Raw genomic sequence first — 16,981 nt, forward strand, 5'->3', positions numbered from 1 at the left:
TTGTATCCGGCCCGTTTTATTACTAGGATTGTGATTGTTTTCCGATTTTTGTTCCGACTGTGACCATTTGAACAGGTGTCGACGTTGGGAACAGAACAAACACAACGTTTGAAAGGTAGGCTCATGGCGTCTACAAAGCAGACATCTGAGTTCATTTTGGACAAGGTTGGTGGCGTGGATAACGTGGCATCGCTCACGCACTGCGCTACGCGTCTTCGCTTCCAGCTTCATGATCAGTCCAAGGCAGACCAAACGGCTCTGGACTCTAATAGTGATGTTCTTGGTGTTGTCCCTCAGGGATCCACTGGACTTCAGGTAGTAATGGGCGGCGGTGTTGCTAACTACTACCAAGACATCGTTCGTTTGCCAGGTATGGCCTCTAAGGCTGCCGGTGATTCTGATGGTGGAAATGCTTCTACCAAGAAGCAATACGGTGGAGTGCGCGGCAAGTACTCATGGGTGGACTATTCCTTTGAGTTCCTCTCGGATACTTTCCGTCCCATTTTGTGGGCTCTGCTGGGTGCTTCACTGATTATCACCATGCTGGTGCTTGCCGATACCTTCGGGTGGCAAGATTTCCGTGCTCCCATTGATGAGCAACCCGCTGGTTATCAGCTGCTCCATGCAATGTGGCGCTCTGTCTTCTACTTCCTGCCTGTGATGATTGGCGCAACTGCGGCAAAGAAGCTTGGAGCTAACGAGTGGGTTGGTGCCGCTATTCCCGCGGCTATGCTTACTCCCGAGTTCTTGGCGATGGGCAAGGCTGGCGACACCGTTGAAATCTTTGGCATGCCGCTGGTGTTGAACGATTACTCCGGTCAGGTCTTCCCACCGTTGCTCGCTGCTATCGGTCTGTTCTTTGTGGAAAAGGGCTTGAAGAAGCTCATCCCGAGCGCTGTTCAGATGGTGTTCGTGCCGTTCTTCTCCCTGTTGATTATGATCTCTGCTACCGCGTTCCTGCTCGGTCCTTTCGGTATCGGAATCGGTAACCTCATCTCCAACTTCCTCTACGCGGTTAATGACTTCTCGCCATTCGTGCTAGCAATCATCATTCCGCTGCTGTACCCATTCCTGGTTCCGCTGGGTCTGCACTGGCCGCTTAACGCAATCATGGTCTCCAACCTTGCAACTCTGGGCTATGACTTCATCCAAGGTCCCATGGGTACATGGAACTTTGCTTGCTTCGGTCTTGTTGCTGGCGTTCTGGTTCTCTCCATCAAGGAACGCAACGTACAGATGCGCCAGGTCTCGCTGGGTGGCGTGATGGCCGGTCTCTTGGGGGGTATCACTGAGCCTTCGCTTTACGGTGTGGTTCTGCGCTTTAAGAAGTGCTACCCGCGCTTGCTCGCCGGTTGTTTTGTCGGTGGCGTTGTTGCCGGCATCTTTGACATCAAGGCTTCTGCCTTTGTCTTCACCTCGCTGCTCACGATCCCTGCGATGGATCCCATTGGTGGCTACGCTATCGCCATCGCTGCAGCCTTCTTCACCTCGTTCTTCCTGGTTATCTTCTTCGATTACCGCGGTAAGGAAGAAAAGGCTGAAATTCTTGCAAACCTTGCTGCTAATCGTGCCGCTGAGAACAACGAGGTCACACCTGCGCCTGTGCCTGCTGCAGCTCCTGTTGCTGGTGGCGCAGCCGTTGCGACGGCAGTGGCAACCAAGACGGCTCTGGAAGCCGGCGCTGTTACTTTGCTGAGCAGCCCACTTGAAGGTGAAGCTGTTGCATTGTTTGAGGTTCCGGACCCAATTTTCTCTGCAGAAAAGCTGGGTAAAGGTATTGCTATCGTTCCTTCTGGTGCGGATGTTGTTGCGCCTGAAGATGCGACGGTCCTGACTGTTCAAAAGTCCGGACATGCTGTCGGACTGCGCCTAGACAACGGTGTAGAGCTCTTGATCCACGTTGGTATTGATACCGTTCAGCTGGGTGGAGAAGGCTTCACCGTGCACGTGGAAAAGAAGCAGCATGTGTCCAAGGGGCAGAAGCTTATCAGCTTTGATAAGGACTTCATCACGTCCAAGGGCTACAACATGATCACCCCGGTCCTGGTAACAAACACCGTTAAGTTTGATGAGGTTAACAGTGCTCCAGCATCACACGTTGACTTTGACACCACGGTCATTACCACAAAGGCTTAATTAGACGGTTCCTTGTGAGCAAGGAAGTCTCGCCGCCCCTTTACACAACGTGAAGGGGCGGTTTTCTTATGTAGTACAAGGCGGCGGCGCTAGGCTTAATCCATGATCATTGTTGGATTAACTGGAGGAATCGGGAGCGGTAAGTCTACGGTGTCCAAGGCACTGGCATGCAAGGGCGCATGCATTATCGACGCCGATCAGATTGCCCGCGAGGCTGTGGAACCGGGATCTTCGGTCCTCTTGGACTTGGCGCAAGCCTTCGGGGATGACGTGGTAGTGGATGGCGTTCTTGACCGTTCCTTGCTTGCCAGTCGAGCATTTGTTGACAAGGAACACACGCAGCTGCTGAATGGGATTACGCATCCTGAAATCCGCCGCCGGATTGGGGAGCGCCTTGTTCAGGCCCGGGAAGAGGGGAATCGTGTTGCGGTGCTCGATCATCCGCTTTTGCTTGAGCAGGGCCTTGCCGCGGAGGTGGATTTGGTTGTAGTCGTTGATGTCCCGGCTGAGATTCGGGTTCAGCGGCTGGTTGCTTTCCGGGGTCTCCAAGAGCAAGACGCGCGGAATCGAATCGCGCGTCAGATAAATGACGCTGTTCGGCTGGAAAAAGCTGACATCGTCATTGATAATTCCCGGACCCTTTCAGAGCTCGAACCCCACATAGAGGAACTATGGGAGCATTTATTGCAGGTGGCGCGCTCGCGGGAAAACATGTGATACCAGCGTGTCCATTCTCACTATGTTTTACTCGTGTTCTTCGGGTGCCCTATTCCTGGAATAGTAACAGAAAAAGTAGGAGGATAGTTTGTAGATGAAGTCATCCAAAAGGATGACTTGTTGTTGTGTTGCTGAAGGGATCCATCTATGGCCGCGTCTCCAATGAAATCGCTGTCCACCTCACATTCTTCGCCGTTGCCGGGGAACCCTGATGCTTTTAAAGTAGTACGACGCGTGCGTGGCGATATAAGCCATAAACCTTTCATCGCGATTTGGGAGGTTACGCGAGCCTGTGGCCTTGTGTGCAAGCATTGTCGCGCGGATGCTCAGCATAACCCTCACCCCGGACAACTCACCACGGAGCAAGGTTTTGCACTGCTTCGGGACTTGGCTTCCTATGACAGACCACGCCCGTTAGTGGTTCTTACGGGCGGCGATCCCTTTGAACGGGAAGACCTAGAAGAACTCGTGGAATACGGGACACAACAGGGCCTTTCAATGTCGTTGTCGCCATCGGTTACTCCCCGTTTGACTGCAGAACGCATTCACCGTCTTCATGATCTCGGCGGCAAAGCAATGTCGATGTCATTGGATGGGGCCACAGCTCAGACGCATGACGCCTTCCGTGGCTTTAGTGGAACTTTTGACGCAACCGTCTCGATGGCGCAGACAATTCTTGATGCGGGTTTCCGGCTGCAAATCAATTCGACCCTGACCAAAAATAATATTCGAGAGGCACCTTTGCTCCTGAAAACCGTGATGGAGATGGGGGCGAAGATGTGGTACGTCTTCTTTCTGGTGCCAACGGGGCGCGGAGCAGCGTTGAATGCTCTGAGTCCGCAGGAACGAGAAGACGCTCTTTATTGGCTTGCCGACGTCGCCAATAGGATCGCCATCAAAACCACCGAAGCCCCGCAATATCGTCGCGTGGTCATTCAGCATAAACTGCGCATGTCTGGCGAGCTGCCGCCGTATAAAGGGGGAGAACTTTACGACTATCTCACAGCAGAGACTACAAGGCTTCTGGGTGCAATTCCTGAACATCCTAGGACTCCTAGGCCTCCCATGGCGGTGAACTCGGGTTCCGGATTTGTTTTTATTGATCACGTGGGGGATGTATATCCGAGCGGTTTCCTGCCGTTGCACTGCGGCAATGTGAAGGAAACCTCAATCAAGGATATTTATGCGCATTCGCCGGCCTTTAAGGCGCTTCGTGATCCCAATCATTGGCACGGAAAATGTTCGGTGTGTGAGTATCACGATCTTTGTGGTGGCTCACGATCAACAGCATATGCACTCACCGGAGACCTGAGAGCGTCCGATCCCACGTGTGCCTATATGCCGCAAGCGTGGACGGAAGCCGGACACACATCTGTGGAATTTTAGAATATAGCGGCGTTGGTGCAGTGCTACCGCGTAGACTCGTCGCTATGGCTTTTGCTGCAGAACATCCTGAATTATCCGTATCAGATTTTCGTCCGGTTGGGGACATTGAGCGTGCACGTGGGACGTTTAATGTTGTATCGGACTATAAGCCGGCGGGCGATCAGCCTGCCGCAATTAAAGAACTCGATGCGCGGCTTACTCGCGGTGAGCGCGACGTCGTATTGCTGGGTGCAACGGGTACGGGTAAATCTGCGACTGCGGCATGGTTGATTGAGCAGCAACAACGGCCAACGCTGGTTATGGCACCTAATAAGACCTTGGCAGCGCAGTTGGCCAATGAGCTGCGGCAGCTTCTCCCCAATAATGCAGTGGAATATTTTGTATCTTACTATGATTATTACCAGCCAGAGGCATATATTGCGCAGACCGATACGTACATTGAAAAGGATTCATCGATTAACGATGACGTGGAGCGGCTGCGCCACCGCGCAACGAGTTCGCTTTTGTCCCGCAGAGATGTTGTTGTGGTCTCCTCGGTTTCCTGCATTTACGGCCTGGGAACTCCGCAGTCATACCTCGATAGATCGGTCATGCTTAAGGTGGGGGAGGAAGTCGAACGCGATCGATTCCTGCGGCTCCTTGTTGACATCCAGTATGACCGAAACGATATTGGGTTTACCCGAGGGGCATTCCGGGTTAAGGGGGACACCGTAGACATCATCCCTGCTTATGAAGAAGTCGCGGTTCGCGTGGAGTTTTTTGGGGATGAGATTGATGCTTTGTACTACATTCATCCGCTGACTGGTGAAGTGATTAGACGAGTGGAAGAAGTTCGCATCTTTCCCGCAACGCACTATGTCGCAGGCCCGGAGCGCATGGCCAAAGCTATCGAGGGGATTAAAGAAGAACTGGCGGATCGTCTTACGGACTTGGAAAACCGGGGGAAGCTCCTGGAAGCACAGCGACTCCGGATGCGTACCGAGTATGACCTTGAGATGATTGAGCAGGTTGGTTTCTGCTCGGGCATTGAGAATTATTCGAGACATCTTGATGATCGAGAAACCGGCTCTGCGCCTGCAACATTGCTTGATTACTTCCCAGAAGACTTTCTCACCATCATTGATGAGTCGCACGTAACTGTTCCTCAGATCGGCGGCATGTTTGAAGGCGATATGTCGAGGAAGCGTAACCTCGTTGAGTTTGGCTTCCGGCTTCCCTCTGCTTTGGATAACCGGCCTTTGCGCTGGGAAGAATTTGAACAGCGAGTCGGGCAAACCGTGTATATGTCCGCCACCCCAGGGGACTACGAGCTTGCTGCTGCTGGGGGAGAATACGTTGAACAGGTCATTCGTCCCACCGGCTTGCTTGACCCACAGGTGGACGTTCGCCCCACGAAGGGGCAGATCGATGATCTGATTCATGAAATCAGGCAAAGAACGCAGAAAGAGGAACGCGTCTTGGTTACCACGCTGACCAAGAAAATGGCGGAAGACCTCACTGATTACCTGTTGGAAAACAATGTTCGGGTGAGGTATCTCCATTCCGATATCGATACCTTGCAGCGGGTAGAGCTTTTGCGGCAGCTCAGGCTGGGTGAATATGACGTTTTGGTGGGTATTAACCTCCTCAGGGAGGGGCTTGATTTGCCGGAGGTTTCGCTTGTGGCGATCCTCGATGCGGACAAAGAAGGCTTCTTAAGGTCTACCAAGTCTCTCATCCAGACAATCGGACGTGCTGCCAGAAATGTGTCCGGATCAGTCATTATGTATGCAGATAAAATCACTGACTCGATGCAGTATGCGATTGATGAGACCGAGCGGCGCCGCGAGAAGCAGATCGCTTACAACACAGAACACAGCATTGATCCGCAGCCGTTGCGAAAGAAAATCGCGGATATTTTGGACCAGGTTCAAGAGGCGCGAGGGGAAGCAGCTCCCCAGGAGGCTGCTGCTGACGCAGCTCTTGCGGAGAAGCGGGATCTTTCTACTATGCCCGCAGACAAAGTGGAGGCGCTCATATCTGAACTTACCGCACAAATGGGGGAGGCTGCTAGGGGCCTGAAGTTCGAGCTTGCGGGTAGGTTGAGAGATGAGATCGTTGACTTGAAGAAAGAACTTCGGGGCATGAGAGAATTGGGCCTTTAGTTTTTCTTAGTCTATTTTCTTCTTTGTTTCTGCCTGTAGACTGTGTTTTATGCCGTGTTTCACCTTAAGGCTGAGGGTGAAAGGTGTCGGTGAGTGACTTCGCTGAACTGGCTTTATGAGGAAATCTTAAAAGGTATTTTTGCCCCCAAATCGGTAGTGGGGCATGGTACATATTTCCGCTACTCGTGACCCCGGTCATTGTTTTTGGCTTCTGGCTGTAAAAGCACACCGCCATGCCGCTTAGCTGACTAGTACCTGTTGTTAAACTCGGTTTCCGTTGGCTCGCCTGGCTGACTCCCCACATAGCATGGTCGTCCCGGGTGTGCCCTGCGCCGTAATTTTCGAGATGAACTATTGGAAGGTTCTCATGAGCGATTACTCAACTATCGTCGTCGGTACTGATGGATCCAAGTCTTCGATGCTTGCTGTCGAGCGCGCCGCCAAGATTGCTGCGGCGCTAGACAGCACCCTCGTTATTGGTCGTGCATATTACGAGAGTAAGGAAGAAGCCTCCAAGACGCTTCGCCAAGACTCCGTGGCCGTCCTTGGCACCGATCCTGCTCAGAAGAACCTTGATGCTGCAGCTGAGCACGCGAGGAGCTTTGGTGTTGTGAAAGTGGAGACGAAAGTTCGCCCCGGCACCCCCGTAGAAGCTCTTATGGATATCGTTCGAGAGAGCAATGCTGAACTATTGGTTGTGGGCAACCGTGGTATTAACTCATTGACAGGTCGCCTTTTGGGATCTGTGCCTGCCGACGTAGCCCGGCAATCAGATTGCGACGTGATGATCGTTCACACAGTGAACTAAGCAAACCGCATCTTCATTGAAACACAATAAAAGCCCAGCGCCTTGTGACAACAGCACTGGGCTTTCGCCGTTTTAAATAGGAAGTTCCCCGATAACGGTCAAGGACTGCGTTGCGCGGGTAAGCGCAACAAACAAGTCTTGCCATCCTTGTGGAGATGCTTCAATAATGTGGTGCGGATCCTCGACAATCACATGGTCAAATTCGAGGCCTTTAATGTCGCTTACTCCCAGCACTCCCTCGCGGGTAGCGTCATCTGCTGCAATGATTGCGGTGAGTCGGTCTGGATCGGGCTCTCGCAAGGAGCGCGCAATGGCGATCGAATCGCTTCCTAGGGGAAGAAATTGAACGGGGTTTCCTGATTCCCTAAGCGCAGTGCTCGGCTCAGATTCAGGGGAATAACAGGCGAGAACTCGGTTAGCCACGTCCATGATTTCTCGGGGAGTGCGATAGTTAACGGTGAGATGATGCGTGCGAAAACGATGTTTCACAAAAGGGTTCAGGGTGTCTGCCCAAGAATCAACGCCGGCAGGAGAACCCGTTTGCGAGGTATCTCCCACGAGTGTCATCCATCTCGATGGACTTCGTCTCATAACCATGCGCCATTCCATGGGGGTGAGCTCTTGGGCCTCGTCTATGATCACATGACCATAAGTCCACAGATGATCTTCTTGAGCTCGCTGTGCTGTGGTACGCACATCGCGGACTTCCTGTCGCTTTGCAAGAGTCTCTGCGTCGATGATGTCGTGGGCAGAAAGGATTTCGGCATCGGATTCGTCGTCCAAGTCGGTGTTTGATGAGCCCGTCAAAATTTCCAAAGCATCCTGAGCCTCTTCAATCTGCGCGCGCCATTGGGCGGCTTCTTCCGCGCGCTGAGTTTCTGGATCGGGGATGCCTAGGAGAACGGCGAGTTCGTCGAGAAGCGCGGCGTCTGAAGAAGCCCAGGGGCTACCTGCAGGACGCAGAAGCGCTGCTTGCGTTTCCTCGTCGTAGTCGAAAGCCGACTGAGCAATAACCGTGGGATCTTCGAGTAGCGCGGTGAGTACCTGCTCTGGTTCAAGCGCAGGCCAATAGGTACGCACGAGCTTTTCGACGCTCGGGTCATCGAGGAGATCGTCGTGAAGCTGCGCGCGATCTGCTGCGGAGAGAAGGTTCACGCCGCCGAGGGGATCCGCGCCTATTTTCTGCGCAAGAACTGCGGTGAGTTGTTCTACGAGCGCTTCTTTGAACAGCGGTTGTGCCTCATTGTGGGGTCGGCGTGTTCTTCTGGCACGAGTGCGTGCTGCCTTGATAATGCTAGGGGAGACAGTAAGCGCAATGTTGCCATCTATGATGATCTCTTGGGGATCCTGAGGAACTGTCTGATAATTTTTCACAGTCCTGCTCAAAATGGTGACCATTTCTTCGCTACCCTTGATTTCCCGAGTCAAGATCGGCTCAGAGGCATGACCAGAAACTGTTGGGTAGAGATCCCCAACAGTAGAAAGCACGACTCCAGTTTCTCCCAACTCAGGGAGCACGCGAGAAATATAGTCCAAAAAAGTACGATTGGGCCCGATGATAAGTACGCCAGATTTAGCCAGGTGGTCTCGCCAGGTGTACAGGAGGTAGGCAATCCGGTGAAGCGCTACGGCAGTCTTTCCAGTGCCGGGACCACCTTCCACGACCATCACTCCGCGTGTCTCGTCGCGGATGATCTGGTCCTGCTCACGTTGAATCGTCTCCACGATGGAGGTCATGTGTCCAGTACGGGCCTCATGCATAGCTCGATAGAGTGCAGACTCGCTGACAACGTTGCTGGCTGCGGTCGCTTCTGCAACTTGATTGCCAGAGAGAAGCTCGTCATCGACACCTGTAACCGTGCGTCCACGAGTTCGGATGTGTCTTCTTGCACAGACATTCTCAGGGTTGGCGGTTGTCGCTAGATAAAAAGGCCTCGCCAACGGGGCACGCCAGTCAAGCAACAGCGTCCGATAATCATCGTCCCTGTCGTCTAATCCCATCCTGCCGATATAGCGGCGATCGACATGGGGCTGCCCAGGCACCGGATTATCGATGACATCAGTTGACTCGGAATAGACATCGATACGGCCAAAGACCAAACCCAGTTGGGCGATGTTAAGGCGGTCAATTTTTTGGTTAAGGGAGTGATACTCGGTTTCCCGGCGCACCAAGGCTTCCGCATCCGGGTTAGAAGGATCGACGTGGAGCATGACCTCGCGGAGTCGTTCATTTGCGCGTAAGACCTCGGCGTCAAGTTTGCCAAAAAGCTTATCGACGTACCTCTGCTCGGCGATGACCGCATCAGGTTGACTATTCTCTGCCCCCTGTTGAGACTTCAATACACAGCCTTTCCCATTACGTGCATAAAACTCGACAATATGTTTTCATCTGATGTGCTCTACAAACAGAACATGATCCGTTGAGAGTCTGAAGAGTTATCCAGCATAGCGTTAAAACAAAAAGAGCGTGCAGTGAGTCCTCGGGTAAATAAAATGCCGGGTCGGGACACCCGATCCGGCATTATCTCAAAACAAAGCAGAGGTAGTTAGAAGGCTCCGTCGAAACGTTTCATGGCTTTATTCAAAGCCTTTTCTGCCTGGTTTTGCAAACGAGAGGCTTTTTTACTGGCCTTTTTAGCGGAACGTCCAGTTGACTTCTCAGCTTGAGCGTAGGCCTCCGCAGCTCGTTCCTGAGCCTTAGCGGCAACTTTTACTGCCTTTTTCTTAGCGATTTTTGCGTTGCTTTGAGCCGTTGTGAGCCAGTCATCCTTGTTGTCTTCTACGTAGCCCTGAGCAGCTTGTGCATACTCGGTTACCTTATCGGTGGCATCGCCGATCCAGTCTTTAGCAGTGGAGGCAAAGGCTGATGCTGTTTCTTGTGCCTGCTCAGCGAGTTTATCTGTTTCAGATTTCGTTGGAAGAGCCTGCTGAATTTGGGTGCTGGCTTTTTGCGCTGCTTTATCGGCACGCCACTTTAAACTTGGCTTTCCTGCTGTATCGACACTGGTGATAGTCAGTCCGCCGAGCAGCGCGACGCTGGTAAGGAAACCTTGTTTACGGGCTGTCTTCTCCTCACGATCCTGAGTTTCCCAGAAAGCGTGACGGGCAAGGATCGTAGGAACGCTCAGCGCGGCAAGCGTCGTTGCGGCAAGACGTGGGGACTTGCCAAGCGCAAGCAGGGTGCCTGCACCAATCTTCGCACCGCCTACTGCCTGCGTGATGAGCTTAGGATCATCCGGTATCTGACGGTAGTATTTCCGCGGAAGAACTGTACGGAGGTGACCGAGAACGGTCTGAGTCCCTTCCACATGTGCTTGGCTATTGAGAACGGTGTCCGCGCCGTCGGCAATATAAACGGAAGCGAGCATCGGTCGGGCGATCTTGCGGATCATGGGCAAAGTCTCCTTCGTAATTTATTCGACGCGCAGCCGTTGGGGGATCTTGGCGATAAAGCAATGAAGCAATCACCAGAAAAGGTAGCGAGCCGAGTTTGCGCATGCAGTAGCAACAGCGTGCGCGTTATCCAACGCCTACTTAAGCCATGGTACATATCAATACGTTGTGTTGGTGGAATTTTCCTCCCTTATTGTTAATGCATGAAGTACGTGCGTGGGGTCTTGTTGTGGTGATGAGCGCTGCTGACCTACCAGCCGCGGGCCCGCCATTCGTCGAGGTGAGGGCGCTCTGCACCTAATGTGGTGGGCTTTCCGTGGCCAGGATGGACAACTGTAGTATCCGGGTACTTTTGGAAAAGTTTGGTCGATACATCATCTAAAAGCTTTATAAAATCCTGGCTGTTCTCTGTTTTTCCTACCCCTCCTGGGAAAAGTGAATCGCCAACAAAGAGATGCGTGGTTTCTCCGATAAGGACTGCAATCGCAGCACCACCTGCAGTATGTCCATGCAGGATATGAACCGGAAAATCGTGGCCGGCAAAAGAAAGGACATCTGAGTCTGTGAGCAGGACATCTATGGGGGCATTAATATTCGCGGCATCGGGTTGAGGCGCAAAGTGCTTGGCACCTGTGTGCTCAAGAATGTGGGGGAGCGCCCGCAGATGGTCCCAGTGACTGTGTGTGCTCAGAACTGCGGTGATGGAGACATCGTTTTCAGCAGCTAGATCTAATAGGGCTTGTGGGTTATCGGCGGCGTCGATAAGCAATGCCTCTTTCCCCACACAAAGGAGATAACAGTTGTTATCCATTTCTGACACGGAAATCTGCGCAAGTGTTATGTCTCGGTTGTTCATACAATCTACGATAGCGAAGAACCTAAAAAGCGTCCATATGTTCGAATGTGGTGTAGTCTGATGGAAAGCCTATGGTCTGTGGATACCTAAGCTCGTGTGCGAGATTGGGAATACAACTTTGTATGGGCCAGTTGTGTAAAAGAGGTTGAAAGTACCATGCGTCTCTTGTGGAGTTAGCGGTTACCTGCGTATAAGTAGGAGATTGATAAAAATCATGGGCCTGCGGATATAGCGTTGTATTACAACGGGTATTAATGGCTCGGCAATGGTGAGGAATGGAATAGAGTGGCAGATCGTCTTGTAGTGCGTGGCGCACGGGAGCACAACCTAAAAGGCGTGGATATTGATATTCCGCGTGACTCTATGGTGGTGTTCACGGGCCTATCGGGATCGGGAAAGTCATCCTTAGCTTTTGACACGATTTTTGCCGAAGGACAGCGACGCTATGTTGAGTCTCTGTCTTCATACGCTCGGATGTTCTTGGGTCAGATGGACAAGCCGGATGTTGATTTCATTGATGGACTTTCTCCCGCAGTATCCATTGATCAGAAGTCCACTAACCGCAACCCGCGGTCCACGGTTGGCACGATCACAGAGATCTACGATTATCTCCGACTCCTGTTTGCGCGAGCGGGCACCGCACATTGTCCGGTCTGCGATGCTGTGATCGAGCGTCAGACTCCGCAGCAGATCGTTGACCAAGTATTAGCCATGGAAGAGGGCCTGAAATTCCAAGTGCTGGCTCCCGTTGTGCGTACCCGTAAAGGGGAATTTGTCGATCTTTTCGCAGATTTAGCTTCCCAGGGATTCTCACGAGTGCAGGTCGATGGGGAAGTGTATTCCTTAACGGAACCTCCCACGCTGAAGAAGAAGATCAAGCATGATATTGACGTGGTAGTAGATAGGCTTCAGGTGAAGCCATCGCAGCGCCAGCGTTTAACAGACTCGGTAGAGACGGCACTGGGGCTAGCCGACGGGGTTGTCGCTTTGGACTTTGTATCCCTCGACGCCTCCGACCCGAATCGAGTTCGGCGTTTTTCGGAGAAAATGGCGTGTCCCAATGGTCACGTGTTGAGCGTCGATGAACTTGAACCGCGTTCTTTCTCTTTCAATTCCCCTTATGGGGCGTGCCCTGATTGTGATGGTTTGGGAACCCGCAGGGTTGTAGACATCGATCTTCTGATTCCAGACAAAGACGCTCCGGTGATGCAATGCGTTCAACCTTGGAATTCAAGCCCAAATCATAAGTATTTTCAAAAGCTTATTGAAGGACTGGCAACAGCCCTGGGATTTGATCCCGAAACTCCGTTTAGCGAGTTAACTAAAGCCCAACAAAATGCACTCATTAACGGTAGTTCCGATGAAGTGACCGTGCGCTATAAAAACCGTTATGGTCGGGTGCGCAAATGGACAGCGCCTTTTGAAGGCGTTCTGGGCTATATCGACAGAAAATTAGAGCAAACTGGCTCAGAATCGCAGAAGGATCGGTTGCTCCAATACACCCGTGAGGATGCATGTAAAACATGTGGTGGTGCTCGCTTGCGTCCGGAGATTTTGGCTGTGCGCATCAGCTCTACGTCTCATGGCGAGCTTTCTATCGCAGGATTGAGCGAGCTCTCTGTTAATGATGCTGCAGAATTTTTAGAGTCCTTGGTACTGGGCAAGCGTGAGGAGATCATCGCTGGTGCTGTGCTGAAGGAGATCAACGCTAGGTTAAAGTTCCTGCTAGACGTTGGTCTGAATTACCTCACTTTGAATCGGAGTGCAGGCACATTATCTGGAGGTGAGGCCCAGCGTATTCGTTTGGCCACCCAGATCGGTTCTGGTTTGGCCGGAGTCCTCTATGTCCTTGACGAGCCCTCAATTGGGTTGCATCAACGGGATAACCAGCGCTTGATCGCCACGCTTGAGCGCCTTCGAGATATCGGAAATACACTCATCGTTGTAGAACATGATGAGGACACTATTCGTGCAGCAGATTGGCTTATCGACGTAGGCCCAAAGGCTGGCGAGTACGGCGGCCAAATTGTTTATCAAGGAAAGCCCCAGGGAATCATCAAGTGCGAGGAATCTATCACTGGTGCTTATCTTTCTGGTCGAAAAGTTCTTGGGGTACCAGATGATCGCCGAGATATTGACCCGGGCCGCAAGCTCAAAGTTGTGGGGGCACGAGAAAACAACCTCAAGGATATTGATGTCGAAATACCGTTGGGAGTGTTGGCCTGCATTACTGGTGTATCAGGCTCGGGCAAATCGACTCTTATTAATCAGATTCTTGCGAAAGTACTGGGCAATGAGCTGAATAGGGCTCGGAATGTTCCTGGACGTGCGAAGCGCGTTGAAGGAATTGAAAACTTAGACAAATTAGTTCAGGTTGATCAATCGCCTATTGGGCGCACGCCTCGTTCTAATCCTGCGACGTATACAGGAGTCTTTGACAAGATCAGAACGTTATTTGCCGAGACCTCAGAGGCGAAGGTGCGGGGCTATAAAGCTGGCCGCTTCTCCTTTAACGTCAAAGGAGGCCGGTGTGAAGCGTGCCAGGGAGATGGGACGCTGAAGATCGAAATGAACTTCTTACCTGATGTCTATGTCCCGTGTGAGGTCTGTCAAGGAGCTCGCTACAATCGCGAGACTTTGGAAGTTAAGTACAAAGGCAAAAACATTGCCGAGGTTCTTGACATGCCGATTAGTGAGGCTGCTGAGTTCTTTGAGCCGATCACCTCAATTCATCGATACCTTAAAACTTTAACGGAAGTGGGACTGGGTTACGTTAGGTTAGGGCAATCGGCGACAACCCTTTCTGGTGGTGAAGTACAGCGTGTAAAGCTTGCCTCTGAGCTGCAAAAGCGCTCTAACGGAAGAACCATTTATATCTTGGATGAACCGACAACAGGGCTTCATTTTGAAGACATCAGGAAGCTTATGTTGGTGATTCAGGGATTGGTGGATAAGGGAAATTCGGTCATTGTGATCGAGCATAACTTGGATGTAATAAAGGCAGCTGACTGGATTATTGACATGGGACCAGAAGGTGGATCCGGCGGAGGGACTGTAGTGGCAGAAGGTACACCGGAAACCGTTGCGACTGTCCCTGGTTCCTACACTGGAGCTTTTTTAAAGGAAGTTTTAGGAAAGCAACCGGCCTAGTAAAGCCGTCGATTTGTGCAGATATTACTAGTGCTGATATGGTTGGCTCTACTACCGCCTGGGTGGATAAACGTCTTGCTTGTTTTCAAGTTGAGTAGTTTTGTTTATTCAGGTCGCAAGTGGAGATCATCCCACCTGAAGCCGCAAATGTACGTTTGCAGGACAAAGGTAAAAGGGTACATGTGTGACTTCAAAGTCACACATGTATGGATCTCCCGTTCATTGTTAAAGATGGACGGGATTTTTCTATGTCTTTATGTATTTAGGTGAAATCTACGGGCGATGGGCGCGGTACATCACATTAATTGCTACTTGAGGAGTCCCCATCAGCGCTGAAGCTCGCATCAATGAGCGCATCCGAGTTTCCGAGGTCCGTCTTGTCGGTCCTAACGGAGAACAGGTGGGCATCGTGCGTATCGACGACGCCCGCAAGCTCGCTTACGAAGCAGACCTTGATCTTGTCGAGGTTGCTCCTAACGCTAAACCGCCCGTTTGCAAGATTATGGACTATGGAAAGTTCAAATACGAGCAGGCACAAAAGGCGCGTGAAGCTCGGAAGAACCAGCAGCAGACTGTGGTCAAGGAGCAGAAGTTCCGTCCCAAGATCGACGATCACGATTATGAGACAAAAAAGAACAATGTGATCCGGTTCCTTGAAAAGGGTTCCAAGGTGAAGGTCACCATTATGTTCCGTGGTCGCGAGCAGTCTCGTCCGGAACTGGGTTTCCGTTTGCTGGAGCGTCTTGCGGATGATGTCGCAGATTTCGGCATTGTGGAGACAAAGCCTAAGCAAGATGGTCGTAATATGACGATGGTTTTCGGGCCGGTCCGCAAGGGCAAGAAGTAATACTTTAAAGACACTAAAAGGACGTAAATTCCATGAAGCAGAAGACCCACAAGGGCACCGCTAAGCGCGTCAAGGTCACCGGCTCCGGCAAGCTGCGTCGTGAGCGCGCCAACCGTCGCCACCTTCTCGAGGGCAAGCCCTCCACTCGCACTCGTCGCTTGAAGGGTACTGAGGACGTCTCCAAGGCTGACACCAAGCGCGTCAAGCGCCTCTTGGGTATGGCGTAATAGCGCCTTCCAATCATCCTCATTTCTCTTTAAGAACCTAAAACGATTAAGGAAGTTTTCACTGTGGCACGTGTCAAGCGCTCACTGAATGCTAAGAAGAAGCGTCGCGAGATTCTCAAGGCCGCCAAGGGCTACCGCGGCCAGCGTTCCCGCCTGTACCGTAAGGCAAAGGAGCAGTGGCTCCACTCTATGACCTACGCTTACCGCGATCGTCGCGCGCGTAAGTCTGAGTTCCGTAAGCTGTGGATCACCCGTATCAACGCTGCGGCTCGTATGAACGACATCACCTACAACCGTCTCATCCAGGGTCTCCGCCTTGCTGAGATCGAGGTTGACCGCAAGGGTCTCGCTGACCTTGCTGTAAATGATTTCGCTGCATTCTCCGCAATCTGCGAAGCTGCTAAGGCTGCTCTTCCTGAGGGCGTTAACGCTCCTAAGGCTGCCTAATTTAGCTTGAAAATTAAACAAGACATCCGCCTCGTCACTCTTGTACGAGGCGGATGTCTTGTTTATGGAGATGCGGGCATCGGGCAGGCGTCGTTAAGCTTCATGCTTATGAAAAAGCTCCTCTTCCGTTCACGCTAAGGCGGAAGAGGAGCTTTAGAAAACAAATGGGTTAAGCGCGCTTGGTGCGCATAACTCCGAATCCTAGAATGGCGAGGATAACGCCAAGAATTGCCATTCCAATGCCTGCCCACATGGCGATCGATCCAACAAGCCACCATCCATAAGCGCTCAGGAGGATGCCGCGGAGGGTGTCGCCTTGGAAAAGGGAGTCGCGTATTTTTTGCAGCTTAGCTATTTCCTCTTCGGATGCGCCCTTCTTCTTAGCCTCGTTGATTACAGTTCCCATCTCCTGGAATGTTTTTCCATCGGCGGAAGCCAGCATATGCTGCCAGATGTAATTATCTGCGTAAGCCTTAGCCTGTGGGCCGGTGGTGAGGTCTTGACCGATCCACTTTGTCAGAATTTCTTTAGATTCTTGGTCCTTGAGTTTGTCGATGCCTTCTTGCGTTGGCATCGTGATTTTTTCTTGGACTAGTTGCTCGCGCACAAAACCATGTGCGTATGTGCCGCCAAAGATAACAGCAGCGCCGACGACAATGAGAACGATAGAAAAAACGCGGCTTAGTGCGCCGTAGATAACTTTGTTACTCATGGTGTTTGAGAGAAACCTTCCTAAAGTTGCTGTGGTGGATGACTGAAATTGGTGACGCACCACATATTTTGCAACCTTAAAATTAACATTGAAATTCTTGTGTATTGGATTTTGTTTGATGTGATACACAACTCACTTTTTGCGGATTTTAACGGAAG

13 protein-coding genes are annotated in these 16,981 nt (G+C 51.8%); 9 read left to right on the forward strand and 4 right to left on the reverse strand.

Going from position 1 to position 16,981, the window contains the following annotated elements; all coding sequences use genetic code 11:
* Nucleotides 1-123 precede the first annotated feature (123 nt).
* The 5 genes from CBE74_RS17955 to CBE74_RS17975 all read left to right on the forward strand — a co-directional run bounded on the left by CBE74_RS17955 (nucleotide 124) and on the right by CBE74_RS17975 (nucleotide 7,191).
* The gene (locus CBE74_RS17955; protein ID WP_087453874.1) at nucleotides 124-2,136 is read left to right on the forward strand and encodes a glucose PTS transporter subunit IIA; all 2,013 of its coding nucleotides are present in this window, start codon (nucleotides 124-126) and stop codon (nucleotides 2,134-2,136) included.
* 102 nt (nucleotides 2,137-2,238) lie between these two features.
* On the forward strand, nucleotides 2,239-2,853 hold the full coding sequence (gene coaE, locus CBE74_RS17960; RefSeq protein ID WP_087453875.1) for a dephospho-CoA kinase: 615 nt from the start codon (nucleotides 2,239-2,241) through the stop codon (nucleotides 2,851-2,853).
* 147 nt (nucleotides 2,854-3,000) lie between these two features.
* Complete coding sequence (locus CBE74_RS17965) at nucleotides 3,001-4,239, forward strand: TIGR04053 family radical SAM/SPASM domain-containing protein (RefSeq protein WP_087453876.1); 1,239 nt, start codon at nucleotides 3,001-3,003, stop codon at nucleotides 4,237-4,239.
* Nucleotides 4,240-4,283: 44 nt separating this feature from the next.
* On the forward strand, nucleotides 4,284-6,383 hold the full coding sequence (gene uvrB / locus CBE74_RS17970; protein ID WP_087453877.1) for an excinuclease ABC subunit UvrB: 2,100 nt from the start codon (nucleotides 4,284-4,286) through the stop codon (nucleotides 6,381-6,383).
* A 367-nt stretch (nucleotides 6,384-6,750) separates the two neighbouring features.
* Nucleotides 6,751-7,191, forward strand: coding sequence for a universal stress protein (locus CBE74_RS17975; RefSeq protein WP_087453878.1), 441 nt, complete (start codon nucleotides 6,751-6,753; stop codon nucleotides 7,189-7,191).
* A gap of 72 nt (nucleotides 7,192-7,263) precedes the next feature.
* On the opposite strand, the gene CBE74_RS17980 is transcribed toward CBE74_RS17975, so the two are convergent.
* From CBE74_RS17980 to CBE74_RS17990, 3 genes are all read right to left on the reverse strand, one after another.
* Nucleotides 7,264-9,531 carry a HelD family protein gene (locus CBE74_RS17980; RefSeq protein ID WP_087453879.1) on the reverse strand — a complete coding sequence of 756 codons (2,268 nt, stop codon included), beginning with the start codon at nucleotides 9,529-9,531 and terminating at the stop codon, nucleotides 7,264-7,266.
* Between the two features lie 206 nt (nucleotides 9,532-9,737).
* Nucleotides 9,738-10,583, reverse strand: coding sequence for a DoxX family protein (locus tag CBE74_RS17985; protein ID WP_087453880.1), 846 nt, complete (start codon nucleotides 10,581-10,583; stop codon nucleotides 9,738-9,740).
* Nucleotides 10,584-10,834: 251 nt separating this feature from the next.
* Complete coding sequence (locus tag CBE74_RS17990; protein WP_087453881.1) at nucleotides 10,835-11,440, reverse strand: MBL fold metallo-hydrolase; 606 nt, start codon at nucleotides 11,438-11,440, stop codon at nucleotides 10,835-10,837.
* 285 nt (nucleotides 11,441-11,725) lie between these two features.
* On the opposite strand from CBE74_RS17990, the gene uvrA reads away from it, so the two are divergent.
* The 4 genes from uvrA (at nucleotide 11,726) to rplT (ending at nucleotide 16,111) form a co-directional block, all read left to right on the forward strand.
* Nucleotides 11,726-14,590, forward strand: a complete 2,865-nt coding sequence (gene uvrA, locus CBE74_RS17995; protein ID WP_087453882.1) for an excinuclease ABC subunit UvrA — start codon at nucleotides 11,726-11,728, stop codon at nucleotides 14,588-14,590.
* Between the two features lie 325 nt (nucleotides 14,591-14,915).
* On the forward strand, nucleotides 14,916-15,437 hold the full coding sequence (gene infC, locus CBE74_RS18000; protein WP_087453883.1) for a translation initiation factor IF-3: 522 nt from the start codon (nucleotides 14,916-14,918) through the stop codon (nucleotides 15,435-15,437).
* A gap of 32 nt (nucleotides 15,438-15,469) precedes the next feature.
* Nucleotides 15,470-15,664, forward strand: coding sequence for a 50S ribosomal protein L35 (gene rpmI / locus CBE74_RS18005; protein ID WP_013241801.1), 195 nt, complete (start codon nucleotides 15,470-15,472; stop codon nucleotides 15,662-15,664).
* A 63-nt stretch (nucleotides 15,665-15,727) separates the two neighbouring features.
* Nucleotides 15,728-16,111 carry a 50S ribosomal protein L20 gene (gene rplT / locus CBE74_RS18010; protein ID WP_087453884.1) on the forward strand — a complete coding sequence of 128 codons (384 nt, stop codon included), beginning with the start codon at nucleotides 15,728-15,730 and terminating at the stop codon, nucleotides 16,109-16,111.
* A 169-nt stretch (nucleotides 16,112-16,280) separates the two neighbouring features.
* On the opposite strand, the gene CBE74_RS18015 is transcribed toward rplT, so the two are convergent.
* Nucleotides 16,281-16,823, reverse strand: a complete 543-nt coding sequence (locus tag CBE74_RS18015) for a hypothetical protein (RefSeq protein ID WP_087453885.1) — start codon at nucleotides 16,821-16,823, stop codon at nucleotides 16,281-16,283.
* Nucleotides 16,824-16,981 lie beyond the last annotated feature (158 nt).

Source organism: Corynebacterium silvaticum (assembly GCF_002162115.2).
GTDB classification, from domain to species: Bacteria; Actinomycetota; Actinomycetes; order Mycobacteriales; family Mycobacteriaceae; genus Corynebacterium; species Corynebacterium silvaticum.

Bases quoted from the DNA above. Each gene is read 5' to 3' on its own strand.
- coaE (WP_087453875.1), top strand. From the start codon at position 2,239: ATGATCATTGTTGGATTAACTGGAGGAATCGGGAGCGGTAAGTCTACG.
- CBE74_RS17975 (WP_087453878.1), top strand. From the start codon at position 6,751: ATGAGCGATTACTCAACTATCGTCGTCGGTACTGATGGATCCAAGTCT.
- uvrB (WP_087453877.1), top strand. From the start codon at position 4,284: ATGGCTTTTGCTGCAGAACATCCTGAATTATCCGTATCAGATTTTCGT.
- CBE74_RS18015 (WP_087453885.1), bottom strand. From the start codon at position 16,823: ATGAGTAACAAAGTTATCTACGGCGCACTAAGCCGCGTTTTTTCTATC.
- CBE74_RS17985 (WP_087453880.1), bottom strand. From the start codon at position 10,583: ATGATCCGCAAGATCGCCCGACCGATGCTCGCTTCCGTTTATATTGCC.
- CBE74_RS17955 (WP_087453874.1), top strand. From the start codon at position 124: ATGGCGTCTACAAAGCAGACATCTGAGTTCATTTTGGACAAGGTTGGT.
- CBE74_RS17965 (WP_087453876.1), top strand. From the start codon at position 3,001: ATGGCCGCGTCTCCAATGAAATCGCTGTCCACCTCACATTCTTCGCCG.
- rpmI (WP_013241801.1), top strand. From the start codon at position 15,470: ATGAAGCAGAAGACCCACAAGGGCACCGCTAAGCGCGTCAAGGTCACC.
- CBE74_RS17990 (WP_087453881.1), bottom strand. From the start codon at position 11,440: ATGAACAACCGAGACATAACACTTGCGCAGATTTCCGTGTCAGAAATG.